Source organism: Halanaerobium hydrogeniformans (genome assembly GCF_000166415.1).
Lineage (GTDB): Bacteria > Bacillota > Halanaerobiia > Halanaerobiales > Halanaerobiaceae > Halanaerobium > Halanaerobium hydrogeniformans.
In genome coordinates this window covers 2,085,232-2,098,286 of record NC_014654.1, presented here as the reverse complement: position 1 = coordinate 2,098,286, position 13,055 = coordinate 2,085,232, and the positions used below count along the sequence as shown (strand labels likewise).

The window sequence follows — 13,055 nt, the reverse complement described above, 5'->3', positions numbered from 1 at the left end:
GTTATTATGAGCCTGATAAAAATTGATGGGGTAGATTTTAGTTATCAAAAGGACAGCAGTGAGAGACCGGCCCTGCAGAATATAAACCTGCAGATAGAAGCCGGTGATTTTGCTGTTATAATTGGTTCAAATGGTTCAGGTAAGTCTACCCTTGCAAAATTATTAAATGTACTTTTGGTGCCGACAAATGGTGATATTATTGTTGATGGCTTGAATACTAAACATCCTGATAACACCTGGAAAATAAGGCAAAAAGTTGGTATGGTTTTCCAAAATCCAGATAATCAATTAGTTGCTTCTATAGTTGAAGATGATGTAGCATTTGGTCCAGAAAATCTAGGTATACCAAGCAATGAAATTCGTAAAAGAGTTGATAATTCTCTTGAGATGGTTGGTATGGCTGGTTTCCAAAAATTTGCTCCTCACAAACTTTCAGGTGGGCAAAAACAGAGAGTTGCTATTGCTGGTGTTATTGCAATGGAGCCTGACTGTATAGTTTTGGATGAACCAACTGCAATGCTCGATCCTCAAGGGAGAAAAGAAGTTATGGAAACAATAGAATATTTAAACAAAGAAAAAGATATTACAATTGTCCATATAACTCATTTTATGGAAGAAGCAGTTTCTGCTGATAAAGTTATCGTTATGAATCAGGGGGAGATTATTCAGCAGGGGAAACCAAGATCTATTTTTAGACTTGTTGATGAACTAAAAGAAGTAAATCTGGATATTCCTGTTGCTGTAGAAGTAGCGGAGTATTTAAGAAAAAATAATATCGCTGTGGACGATATTTTGACTATAGATGAGTTGGTGAATTCTATATGTTAATTGAAGTGAATAATGTAACCCATATTTATAATGATGAAAATAATATCACCGCTCTTAAAGATATCAATTTGAATATAGATAAAGGAGAATTCATTGGAATAGTTGGTCATACAGGTTCTGGAAAATCAACCTTAGTTCAACTTTTTAATGGTTTAATAATTCCTTCAACTGGTACTGTTAGGGTGAATTCAAAAAATATTACAAATGAAAAAAGTAATTTAAAAGAAACCCGTAGACATGTTGGGCTTGTGTTTCAATATCCTGAACATCAACTTTTTGAGGAAAGTGTTTACAAGGATATTGCATTTGGCCCCAAAAACCTTGGTTTGGATGAAAAAGAAATTGAATCAAGAGTTAAAGAGGTAATGGAATTAGTTGGGCTAGAATACTCTCAATTTAAAGATAGATCTCCATTCAATTTAAGCGGTGGACAGCAGAGAAGAGTTGCTATTGCAGGTGTATTAGCTTTAAAACCAGAAGTTTTAGTTCTTGATGAGCCAAGTGCAGGTTTGGATCCACAGGGTCGTAAAAGTCTGGCAGATTTATTAAAATATTTATATGATGAATTAAATATGACTATAATTTTGATATCTCATCGTATGGAAGAGATTGCAGAACTTTGCAATAGAGTTATAGTAATGCATCAGGGAAAAATTGTTCTAGATGGTAGTCCAAAAGAAGTTTTCGCCAATGAAAAAAAACTTCATAAATTAGCCCTGGATCTTCCTCAAATAACAGAAATCCTGCACAGATTAAAAGAAAAGGGTTTAAATTTAGAAACGGAGATATTTTCTATAACTAAAGCTTCAGACGCGATAATTAAAGCTATAAGGAGCCATTAAAATGTTAAAAGATATAACAATTGGACAATATATAGCTAGAGAATCTATAATTCATTCCCTTGATGCAAGAATGAAAATTATTCTCACAACAATATTAATAATTGCTTTATTTACAATAAATACTTTTAATGGTTTTGGTGTATTTTCGATTTTTATCTTAATCGTTATCTTACTGTCTAAAATACCTTTTATAAAGGTCATTAAAGGTTTAAAACCTATTTTATTTTTAATACTTTTAACACTTTTAATCCATGTTTTTTTAACAAAAGGTGGAAATGTATTATGGTCCTGGAGATTTCTTTCGATAGAATCAGAAGGGGTTTATACTGGTTTTTTTATGGTTAGTAGAATTTTTATTTTAATTTTATTTACCTCACTATTAACTTTAACAACCTCTCCACTCCAGCTGACAGACGGTATTGAATATGTTTTAAGTCCTTTAAAAAGGTTTGGAGTTCCTGCAGCAGAGCTTTCGATGATGATGACCATAGCGTTGCGCTTTATCCCAACTCTGCTAGAAGAAGCTGAAAAAATTATGAAAGCACAGCAGGCCAGAGGTGCAGATTTTGAGTCAGGAAATATTATAAATAGGGCCAAAAGTTTAATCCCTTTATTAGTGCCTTTATTTATAAGTGCTTTTAGAAGAGCAGACGATCTGGCTTTGGCAATGGAATCAAGATGTTATCGCGGTGGTGAAGGTAGAACGAGGCTGCATGAATTAGAATACAGCTATTATGATTTTATTGCTCTATCAATAGTATTAATACTTGCAGTTACAGTATATTTCTTTTAGGTGATTGTGGTGGCTAATAATTACAAAATAACTTTAGAATATGATGGCAGTAATTATAGTGGTTGGCAGAGACAAAAAAATACTAAAGAAACCATTCAAGAAAAGCTTGAAAATGCTTTAAGCAAAATAAATAAAAACAAAGTTGAAGTAATAGGTTCAGGAAGAACAGATGCCGGGGTTCATGCGGCTGGTCAGACGGCTAATTTCTTTTTGGACATTCAAATACCAACTTACAAAATACCAATTGCTATTAATACTCATTTGCCAGATGACATAATATGTTATAAAGCAGAAAAAGTAGCTAAAGATTTTCATGCTCGTTATGATGCTCGGGGCAAAAAATATCGTTATAGAATTTTGAACAGTAATTTTAATTCAGTTTTTGTCCGTAATTATGTTTATAAAGTTCATCAGAGATTAGACCTTGATATTATGCAAAAAGGTGCAAAAATATTTTTAGGTTCTCATGATTTTGCTGCCTTTTGTTCAGCTGGATCTTCAGTTGATTCAACTATAAGAGAAATTTATTCTTTTGATATTAATTCAAAAACAAATGGAGAAATTCAGATAGATATTTCTGGAAGTGGTTTTTTATATAATATGGTTAGAATATTAGTTGGAACTTTAATTGAACTTGCCAAGGGTAAAAGGAATCTGGCTGATTTAGAAGAAATTTTGGCTGGTACTCAAAGAGAAAGAGCTGGTTTTACTGCTCCAGCTAAAGGATTAACTTTGCTAGAGGTTTTTTATGATTAAATTAAAAGCAATAATTATATTTTAACTTGACAAAAGAAGAAGATTGTATTAAAATTACTATGAATTATTCTGTCCAACACAGCCCCGTTGAGAATATATTCATGTAATTAGAGAATATTTTTTACTAAGGAGGTATAGTATGTCAACATATATGGCTAAAAATGAAGAAGTTGAGCGCAACTGGTATGTAGTTGATGCTGAAGATAAAACATTAGGTAGGATTTCCTCAAAAATTGCTCAGTATTTACGTGGCAAACATAAGCCAACCTTTACACCTCATGTAGATATGGGAGATTTTGTAATTGTTGTTAATGCTGAAAAAATAAAATTATCAGGAAATAAATGGGATCAGAAAAAATATTACCGTCATTCAAATTATATTGGTGGAATCAAAGAAATGACTTACAAAGAATTATTAGCAAAAGATCCAGAATTTATAATTGAAAAAGCTGTTAAAGGTATGCTACCAGGTAATAAACTTGGGAGAAAAATGATAAAAAAATTAAAAGTATACAGTGGAGATAAGCATCCACACAAGGCTCAAAAGCCCGTAAAATTAGAGTTATAATCCAAGTTTAAAAAACAGGAAGGAGGATTTTATAGATGGCTTCTGAAGTACAATATAGAGGTACAGGACGGAGAAAGACTTCTACTGCTAGAGTTCGCCTGCTGCCTGGAGATGGAAATTTTCTAGTTAATGATGTTGAAATCAGCGACTATTTTAATAGAAAATCTCTAATTAAAGATATAATGTCACCTTTAGAATTGACAAACACAGATAACACTTTTGATATTTATGTAAATGTTAATGGAGGTGGACTTTCAGGTCAGGCTGGTGCAGTTCGTCATGGGATTGCAAGAGCTTTACTGGAGGTAGATCAGGATTACCGCACACCTTTAAAAAAGGCCGGTTATTTAACCAGAGATTCTCGTATGGTAGAGAGAAAAAAGTATGGTCGCAAAAAAGCGAGAAAGAAACCACAATTCTCAAAAAGATAAAGTTTTTTATGCAGCAGGGAGATATATATCTCTCTGTTTTTGTTTTTTAAAAAAATGTATATTATGTAATTATTTGGAGGTGGAAAAATGACAGTAAAATGTGCTGCTCTATTACCTCATCCCCCAATAGTGGTTGAGGAAATTGGTGGTAAAGAGTTGAAAAAGGCTGAAAAGACAGTAAAAGGTATGGAAAAAACAGCTCAGAGTATTGCAAAATTTGATGACCTTGATCTTATGCTGATAATTACTCCTCATGGACCTGCTTTTCGCTCAACAGCATCAGTAATTGTAAATGAAGAATTAACTGGTAGTTTTAGTGATTTTTCCTATCCTCAGCTCAAATTCAATGAAAAGTCTGATCCTAAATTTGCCCAAAGACTGATTGATAATTGTGAGAATGAAAACTTATCTTTACAGGGATTAAAGGCAAATGATCTGCTTAATTATGGAATTAATGAAGAATTAGACCATGGTGTATTAGTACCATTGAACTATCTTAAAAAAGCAGGAATTGACCTGCCTATTGTTTCGCTTTCAATCGGTTTTATTTCTTATCAAGAACTTTTTGAGATCGGTAAAAAGATTGCTCAAACTGCTAATGAGCTTGATTATAATATTGCTGTGATAGCAAGTGGAGATCTTTCCCATCGTTTAAAAAGGGGAGCACCGGCCGGTTATGATCCGGAAGCACATCTATTTGACGAAAAATTGCTAGAATTATTAGAAAAAAAGGATTTCAAATCGATTTTAGATATAGATTCTCAGTTAATTGATAAAGCTGGTGAATGTGGTTTGCGACCTATTGCAGTTATGCTAGGAAGTATTGCCGAGCAGGAAGTGGAGCTTGAAGTGAATTCTTATGAAGCACCATTTGGTGTTGGGTATGCTGCTGTTTATATAGAATAAAATTTTAATAATGAGAGGTGTTAAAATTATGGATGCTGAAAAATATATTACTGATTTGGCTAGAAAAGCTGTTGAAGAATATATAGTTAATGGTAATGAGGTTGAAGTAAATTATGAAGAGCTCCCTGAAATTTTAAAAAAACCTGCCGGAGTTTTTGTTACTTTAAAGAAAAACGGTAATTTAAGAGGTTGTATGGGTACTTTTCAACCTGTTCAAGATAATGCTGCTAGTGAAATTATTAATAATGCGATGACTGCTGCTGAAAGTGATCCGCGTTTTCCAGAAGTTCATAAATCTGAATTAAAAGAATTAACTATCTCTGTCGATATTTTATCGGAAGCAGAAAGAGTAAATGATAAAACAGAACTAGATCCTAAAAAATATGGTATTTTAGTTAAGGGAGGTCATCAGACAGGTTTACTGCTTCCTGATCTAGAGGGGATAGATACAGTGGATAAACAGCTTAGTATCGCCAGAAAAAAAGCTGGTTTAAAATCAGATTCACAAATCGATATTTATCGCTTTAAAGTAAAAAGGTTTAAAGAAAATGACTGAATATCATGAAGCTAAATATTATAGTGTTTATAAGGACAAGCAGCTTAAATGTGAACTCTGTCCTCACCACTGTATAATTAAAGAAAACAAAATAGGAATTTGCCAGGTTAGAAAAAATATTAATGGTAAACTAAAAAGTTTAAATTATGGAAAAGTTTCTGCTTTAGGTATAGATCCAATTGAAAAAAAGCCTTTATATCATTTTTATCCGGCTAAAAATGTATTTTCTATTGGCAGTTATGGCTGTAATATGAGCTGTATTTACTGTCAAAACTGGCAGATTAGTCAGCAAAAACCAGCTCTGAATGACTATTCTCCTCAAGAAATTGTTAATAGTACTCGAAAAAAAGGACTTGACTTAATAGCATACACTTATTCAGAACCAATAGTTTTTTATGAGTATATGTTGGATACTGCAAAGCTTGCCTCTCAAAAAGGAATAAAAAATATTTTGGTGAGTAATGGCTTTATTGAGGAAGAAGCTTTAAAAGAGTTAACACCATTTTTAGATGCTGCCAATATTGATTTAAAATCTTTTAACAATGAATTTTATGAAAAGCACTGTCAGGGAGGTTTAGATGCTGTAAAAAGAACAATAAAGCATCTAGCTGATCAAATACACCTGGAAATTACAACTCTTGTTATAAGCGATTTAAATGATGATTTAACTGAACTGGAAAAAATCTTTAAATTTATAGCAGAACTTAATCAAGAGATTCCTCTCCATTTAAGTAGATACTATCCATCATATAAATTAGATAATCCAGCAACTGATTTAAGCTTGATGGAAGAAGCATATCAGCTTGCTAAAAAGGATTTAAAAAATGTGTATTTGGGAAATGCCAATATAAAAAATACCAGAGACACCTATTGTTTTCAATGTGGAGAAAAATTAATTACTCGGAGTGGTTATGGGGTAATTAAAAATTATGATCAGGGATTTTGTAAAAATTGTGGAAGTAAAATATATGGAAAATTTGAATAAAAATATTTACGAGAATAATAGCTTTAAAATATCTTAATATAAGGCTTAAACCCATCTTTGACAACTTTAATAGAAGTTGCTTTACTGTTGTTAAGTTATATAATATAAGCTCATGGTTATGTATTTAAAAAAGTTGAAGATGGTTTTAAAATTCAGGAAGAAAGTAAATTTTTGATCTAAAAGCCGACCAAAAATTGGTCGGCTTTTATAAATTAAAAAGCTAAAAAATTAAAACCATAAATAAAGCTAATATATAGTGTTAAAAATGAGGCATAAAATATTGTTGCTCCGAGAAGGTTATAGTCACTTTTGAGATAAAGATAATTACTTATAATTACTGATATAAAAATCATCAATATAAATCCTGGCTCAAACTGTAAAAGTATTATTGCTGCAAATAATGCGGTAAATATTGAAGCTAAAAAGCTGGGAAGATATAAAATAAATATTGAAAAAATAATTTTATTAAATAAAAATTGTAAAGCAACAGCCTGAAAAAATGCAGCTAAAAATATAGCGGCTAAAACAGGTAAAGCTCTAATAATAACAGCAAAGTCATTAATTATATAAAGGGGTTTGAAATTTAAAGGGTTAATTTTAGCTGCACTAACATTGATTAAAATTACTCCAAATATAAGCAGGATTAGTGCAGGAAACAGAGTTTTTAAATTAAGCTTTTTAAAATCTAATTTAAACCCTAAATCTTTTAAGGGTAAATCATAAAGCATTTGAAAATAAATATAAATTAAAAAGAAAAATAACATATAACCAAGGGTAGTTAAGATAAAGCCCAAAAATTCATTAATATATAAAAGAGAAGCGAATTCTTTTTCTTTTAAAAAATAATTGCTGAAAACAATAAAATACCAGCTGCTAAGTATGATTAAGAAATCTTTATAATTGATTCTTTTATCTTTAAATAAGTTATTAGCCAAAATAGATCACCTCATAAGTTTTATTTCTATTTCTTAAATGATTATCCTTTAAAATCCAGGTAATAATTATTTAAAAAAGTATAGATTTATTTTAAATTTTGATTAATAAAAATAAATCTAAAAGATAAAGCAGGTTTATAACCCCTTTTTGACGAATATTTAATTTAGAGGTGATAAAATTGACCTGGAGAATTTTAACAAGTTTACTCGATATTTTTATTATCGCATTTATTATATATTATTTATTAAATATTATATCTGGAACAAGAGCAGTACAGCTGATAAAAGGTTTAATTTTGATATTTGCTGTGGCTTTGCTTTCTCAACTTTTAGAACTAAATACAGTTAACTGGTTTTTAGATAGTTTTTTAACAATTGTGCTGGTAGCTTTACCAATTGTTTTTCAGCCTGAATTAAGAAGGGCATTAGAACAAATAGGTAGGGGTGGATTTTTAAAAGAACATTTTTGGCAAAACTGGGGGCCAAAGGAGATTAATGATATTATATCTGCAGTTACAGATCTTGCAAAAAATAAAACCGGTGCTTTAATAGTTATTTCCAGGCGAGTTGGTTTGAAAAATTACATAGAAACTGGAATTGAGCTAAATTCTAAAATTAGCAAACAGTTAATAATTAGTATTTTTCAACATGCTTCTCCATTACATGATGGAGCAGTTATAATTGAAAATGGAAGAATGCAGGCTGCTAGCTGTTTTTTGAATTTGTCTACCCGGTCTGATATTAATCCACGCTTAGGGACTAGACACAGAGCAGCAATTGGGATTACTGAAGAATCAGATTCAATTGCTTTAGTGGTTTCAGAAGAAAGTGGAGTTATTTCGATGGCAGAAGATGGCAAACTGAGACGTGATTTAGATGAAGGTGAGCTCAGAGAAAACTTAGCTGCTAGTTTTGAAAAATCAAAAGAAAAATCTTTTATGAGGAGGCATATCTAAATGTTTTCTCTTAGCGAAAATCACAAAAAATTAATACTGGCTTTTTTTATTGCAGTTTTATTATGGACTTATGCAAGTGATCAAACAAGTAATATTTTTAATTTAGGAGAAGAACAGGCAGCTTCATTTTTAATCAATATTGAAACAAGAAACCTACCACCAGATTATGAAATCGAATCATTATCCAGTAATCGTGTAGTGGTCAGACTTGATTATATCTCTTATTTTACCAGTGTCAGTAAGGATGATATCAGAGCATTTGTGGATTTGAGTGATGTTGATCCTGGAGACAATTTAAAGATAATTGAAGTGAACTTACCATCTGGAACCAGGCTAATGGGAACTGATCCAGGTTATATTATTGTAAAGGTTAGAGAAAGAAATAATGATTGAATCGATTTAATATAAATATATTATAAATATTGGGGTGAAGAGTTTGGATAAGAAGTTATTCGGTACTGATGGATTAAGAGGAGTAGCAAATCATGAACTTAAAGGTGATTTAGCTTATAAGATTGCTAGAATAGGTGGTTATTATATTACTAAAAATAGTGGGATTGAAAAACCAACTATTATTATAGGTAAAGATACCAGATTATCGGGGGATATGTTAGAAGCTGCTTTAATGGCAGGTTTAACATCAGTTGGAATAAATGTTTATAGGTTAGGAATCATACCTACCCCTGGAGTTTGTTATTTGAGCAGAGAGATGGAAGTAAATGGAGGAATTATGATATCTGCTTCACATAATCCTACAGCTGATAATGGAATTAAGTTTTTTGATGAAAATGGAATTAAATTAACAGATGCAGATGAGTTGGCAATAGAAAAATTATATTTTAATGATTACTCTCAGGAATTACCTTATCCCATTGATAATAAGATTGGCTTGATAGAAGAAAAATATGATTGGATCGATCAATATATAGATTTTATTATTAATATAACTGATGAGGATTTTTCTTCACTAAAAATTGTTATAGATTGTGCTAATGGAGCAGCTTATCAAGCTTCACCAGAAGTTTTTAAAACTTTAGGTGCAGAAGTGATTGTGATGAACAATCATCCTGATGGAGAGGTTATAAATGTTAATTGTGGCTCAACTAAGCCAGAAATAATTGCTCAAGAAGTTATAAATCAAGCTGCTGACCTGGGAATTGCTCATGATGGGGATGCAGATAGGGTTATTTTAGTTGATGAAAAAGGTGAAATTGTTGAGGGAGATAATATTATGGCAATAGCTGCCCGTTATATGATTTCTCAGGATAATTTAAATGAAAATACTATTGTCACCACAAGGTATAGTAATTTAGCTTTACAGGAAAGTCTTGCAGATTTGGAAGGTCAAGTAAAAATAGTAAAAAATGGTGATCGCTATGTCTTGGCTGAAATGCTTAAAAACAATTATCAGCTTGGCGGAGAAAAATCTGGGCATATTATTTTTGGCGATTATAACACCACAGGTGATGGTATTTTAACAGCTGTTAAAATCGCAGAGATCATGCTTAAAGAAAATAAAACTTTAAGTGAACTAAAATCAATAATGAACTACTGGCCACAAATTCTTGCCAATATAAAAGTCAAAGATAAAGATAATTGGGAGGAGAATCAGGAAATTAAGAAAAAAATTAATGAGGCTAAAGCAGAAATAGCAAATAATGGTAGGGTTTTTGTAAGAGCTTCTGGTACAGAACCCCTTATTAGAGTAATGCTGGAAGGAAAAGATGAAGTATTATTGAGAAAATGGGAAGAAATATTAAGTGATATTATTTCTAAAGAGCTAAATTAAAATAATAATAAGAGCTAAAATTTGCTTTTTATGGCTTTTTAGCTTATTATTATATTTGGTAATTGTTGTTATTTTAAGTCGCAGAAATTAATTTAAAGAGGGAGGTGAGAATAATTAGATTCGGTTGAAAGCGCCAGAACCTAATTATAAAGATATCAAATTAGGTTGACGAGGGAGAGAGTTATCGATTTTTCGGCGGATGCTCTCAGGTTGTAGCTGTTCTACCTAAATATTATCTTTTAAAATTGGTGGGTAACTGCCGAGACAGAGAAGATAATTAGCAGCTGAAATTTAAATTTGTAAATAGTATAAAATAAAGCGCAAATAAAATGGAGGTCAATATATATGTGTGGAATTGTTGGATATATTGGAGATAAGAAAGCTGCTCCTATACTTCTTTCTGGTTTAAAAAAATTGGAATACCGTGGTTATGACTCAGCTGGAATAGCGATACAGGAAGAAGAAGGGATAAAGCTTGTTAAAAAACAGGGTAAATTAAATGAGCTCAATATGGCTGCAGAAAAAGAGATTTTTAGTGGATTTACAGGGATAGGACATACTAGATGGGCAACCCATGGCAAACCATCTGACAGGAATTCTCATCCTCATACAGATTCTGTTGACGAAATTGTTCTTGTCCACAATGGAATTATTGAAAATTTTAGTGAATTAAAAGAAAGCTTAGTTGCTGATGGTATGGAATTTACTTCTGATACTGATACAGAAGTTGCAGCTCATTTGATTTCTAAGTATTATAATGGTGATCTTAGAACTGCTGTAAATAAAGCGATTACTAAACTTGAAGGTTCATTTGCAATGGCTGTTATGTCCAAAACTGAAAATGATAGAATAATCGCAGTTCGTAAAGATAGTCCACTAATTGTTGGACTTGGTAAAAATGAAAACTTTTTAGCCTCTGATATCCCGGCTTATCTTGATTACACTGATGATTTTTATATTCTGGAAAATGAAGAGATGGCTGATATTAGAAAGGATAAAGTTGAAATATATTCTTTTAGTGGAAGTTTAATTGCTGATAAAAACAGTACCAAGATTAATTGGAGTTCAGAAATGGCAGAAAAGCAGGGCTATGACCATTTTATGTTAAAAGAAATTAATGAACAGCCAGAGTCTTTAAAATGGTTATTAAAGGATCGCCTGCAAAATGGCAAATTGGACTTAAGTGAAAGTGGTTTAGAATCCAATTGGCTTAGCAATTATGATAAAATCCATGTCGTAGCATGTGGAACTGCTTATCATTCTGGTTATTTAGCTAAATATCTGCTGGAAGATATGCTAAAATTACCGGTTGAAGTAGAGGTTGCCAGTGAATATCGTTATCGTAACCCTTTGGTCAATGAGAATACATTAATGATAGTAGTTAGTCAGTCAGGAGAAACTGCAGACACTCTTGCAGCTTTACGCCTGGCCAAAGCTAAAGGTGCAGAAGTTTTAGCCTTTGTAAACTGTAGAGATAGTAGTATTGCAAGAGAGGCAGACATGGTGCTTTATTTGAATGCTGGTCCAGAAATAGCTGTCGCTTCAACAAAAGCTTATACCAATATGGTTGCAGCTTTTTATATGCTTGCTGTAGATGGAATGAGTCAGAGAGCTGATATTGAGGAAGAACTTGTAAAAAAATTTACTGATGATTTGATTAGGCTTCCAGAGTTGAGCAGACAGATGATCAATCAAAGTGAAGCTAAAATAAAAAATATTGCTGAATCATATGCTGAGCAAAAACACATCTTTTTTATCGGCAGAAACACAGATTATACTTTAGCACTTGAAGGAGCTTTGAAATTAAAAGAAATTTCATATATTCATGCTGAAGCATATCCGGCCGGTGAACTAAAACACGGTACTCTAGCTTTGGTTGAAGATGGAGTTCCAGTTGTTGCTTTAGGTAGTAGAACTGATATTTTCAATAAGTTGTTTAGCAATTTAAAAGAAGTTAAAGCAAGAGGTGCTGATACATTTCTGATTACAATGGAGGGACAGAATTATGAAAAGGAAAGTGTAGATCATATTCTGGAACTACCACAATTAAATCAATATTTTGCAGGGTTGTTAGCTATAATACCGCTGCAGTTATTGGCTTATTATACTGCTTTAATATGTGATAAGGATATAGATCAGCCGAGAAATCTTGCTAAAAGTGTTACTGTTGAATAACTAAAAGTTAAAATCATTTACTAATAAAAAAGCCTCCGGGTCAGTTTCTATGGCCCGGATTTTGCATTTATAGCTTAATTTTAATATAATTATAAAGAGAAAGTATTATTTAAGATCTTAAATAATAGATAGTTTAGTTAAGGAAGAAGGTTTTTTGATGATAATTGGAACTGGAATTGATATTGTAAAAAATCAAAGAATTGAGAAACTAATAAATAAATATGGAGATCGATTCTTAAATAAAATTTATTTAGCTGCTGAGATCGAATACTGCGGTAAGCATTCTGATTATGCTGCCTCTTATGCTGCTCGTTTTGCTGCTAAGGAAGCTTTTTTAAAGGCTTTGGGAACTGGACTGCGTAATAATAGCTGGCAGGATATAGAAATAATAAATAATGATTTGGGTAAACCTGAAGTTAATCTTTATAATAAAACAGCCGAACAGGCTGAAAATTTGAATGTGAAAAGTATTTTTTTAAGTATATCACATGAAAAAGAGTTCAGTATTGCTCAAATAATCTTGGAAGGAGCTTAA

The 13,055-nt window shown here is 31.8% G+C and carries 15 protein-coding genes; 14 read left to right on the top strand and 1 reads right to left on the bottom strand.

The window, feature by feature from the left end; genetic code table 11:
• The first annotated feature begins 6 nt into the window (after nt 1–6).
• The 9 genes from HALSA_RS09625 (at nt 7) to amrS (ending at nt 6,665) form a co-directional block, all read left to right on the top strand.
• Nucleotides 7–828, top strand: a complete 822-nt coding sequence (locus HALSA_RS09625) for an energy-coupling factor transporter ATPase (RefSeq protein ID WP_013406381.1) — start codon at nt 7–9, stop codon at nt 826–828.
• The gene (locus HALSA_RS09620) at nt 822–1,670 is read left to right on the top strand and encodes an energy-coupling factor transporter ATPase (RefSeq protein ID WP_013406380.1); all 849 of its coding nucleotides are present in this window, start codon (nt 822–824) and stop codon (nt 1,668–1,670) included. The genes HALSA_RS09625 and HALSA_RS09620 overlap by 7 nt, the downstream gene beginning before the upstream one ends.
• Before the next feature lies 1 nt (nt 1,671).
• The gene (locus HALSA_RS09615) at nt 1,672–2,463 is read left to right on the top strand and encodes an energy-coupling factor transporter transmembrane component T family protein (RefSeq protein WP_013406379.1); all 792 of its coding nucleotides are present in this window, start codon (nt 1,672–1,674) and stop codon (nt 2,461–2,463) included.
• Between the two features lie 9 nt (nt 2,464–2,472).
• Nucleotides 2,473–3,219, top strand: a complete 747-nt coding sequence (gene truA / locus HALSA_RS09610) for a tRNA pseudouridine(38-40) synthase TruA (protein ID WP_013406378.1) — start codon at nt 2,473–2,475, stop codon at nt 3,217–3,219.
• Nucleotides 3,220–3,358: 139 nt separating this feature from the next.
• Nucleotides 3,359–3,787 (top strand): 50S ribosomal protein L13, encoded by a 429-nt coding sequence (gene rplM, locus HALSA_RS09605; protein WP_013406377.1) that lies wholly within the window; start codon nt 3,359–3,361, stop codon nt 3,785–3,787.
• Nucleotides 3,788–3,822: 35 nt separating this feature from the next.
• Nucleotides 3,823–4,218 carry a 30S ribosomal protein S9 gene (gene rpsI, locus HALSA_RS09600; protein ID WP_013406376.1) on the top strand — a complete coding sequence of 132 codons (396 nt, stop codon included), beginning with the start codon at nt 3,823–3,825 and terminating at the stop codon, nt 4,216–4,218.
• A gap of 87 nt (nt 4,219–4,305) precedes the next feature.
• Nucleotides 4,306–5,124, top strand: a complete 819-nt coding sequence (gene amrB, locus HALSA_RS09595; RefSeq protein WP_013406375.1) for an AmmeMemoRadiSam system protein B — start codon at nt 4,306–4,308, stop codon at nt 5,122–5,124.
• A 28-nt stretch (nt 5,125–5,152) separates the two neighbouring features.
• Nucleotides 5,153–5,680 (top strand): AmmeMemoRadiSam system protein A, encoded by a 528-nt coding sequence (gene amrA / locus HALSA_RS09590; protein WP_013406374.1) that lies wholly within the window; start codon nt 5,153–5,155, stop codon nt 5,678–5,680.
• The gene (gene amrS, locus HALSA_RS09585) at nt 5,673–6,665 is read left to right on the top strand and encodes an AmmeMemoRadiSam system radical SAM enzyme (RefSeq protein ID WP_013406373.1); all 993 of its coding nucleotides are present in this window, start codon (nt 5,673–5,675) and stop codon (nt 6,663–6,665) included. Before amrA ends, amrS begins: the two co-directional genes overlap by 8 nt.
• Nucleotides 6,666–6,877: 212 nt before the next feature.
• Here the strand turns inward: amrS and HALSA_RS09580 are convergent, their stop codons facing one another.
• Nucleotides 6,878–7,600: a hypothetical protein gene (locus HALSA_RS09580; RefSeq protein WP_013406372.1), complete on the bottom strand. Its 723-nt coding sequence runs from the start codon at nt 7,598–7,600 to the stop codon at nt 6,878–6,880.
• A gap of 179 nt (nt 7,601–7,779) precedes the next feature.
• On the opposite strand from HALSA_RS09580, the gene cdaA reads away from it, so the two are divergent.
• From cdaA to acpS, 5 genes are all read left to right on the top strand, one after another.
• A complete protein-coding gene (cdaA, locus tag HALSA_RS09575; RefSeq protein WP_013406371.1) occupies nt 7,780–8,556 on the top strand; it encodes a diadenylate cyclase CdaA in 777 nt (258 codons plus the stop codon).
• The gene (locus tag HALSA_RS09570; RefSeq protein ID WP_013406370.1) at nt 8,557–8,949 is read left to right on the top strand and encodes a YbbR-like domain-containing protein; all 393 of its coding nucleotides are present in this window, start codon (nt 8,557–8,559) and stop codon (nt 8,947–8,949) included. It begins immediately after the preceding gene.
• A 43-nt stretch (nt 8,950–8,992) separates the two neighbouring features.
• Complete coding sequence (glmM, locus tag HALSA_RS09565) at nt 8,993–10,345, top strand: phosphoglucosamine mutase (protein ID WP_041595819.1); 1,353 nt, start codon at nt 8,993–8,995, stop codon at nt 10,343–10,345.
• A 345-nt stretch (nt 10,346–10,690) separates the two neighbouring features.
• On the top strand, nt 10,691–12,520 hold the full coding sequence (gene glmS / locus HALSA_RS09560) for a glutamine--fructose-6-phosphate transaminase (isomerizing) (protein ID WP_013406368.1): 1,830 nt from the start codon (nt 10,691–10,693) through the stop codon (nt 12,518–12,520).
• Between the two features lie 157 nt (nt 12,521–12,677).
• Nucleotides 12,678–13,055 (top strand): holo-ACP synthase, encoded by a 378-nt coding sequence (gene acpS, locus HALSA_RS09555; protein ID WP_013406367.1) that lies wholly within the window; start codon nt 12,678–12,680, stop codon nt 13,053–13,055.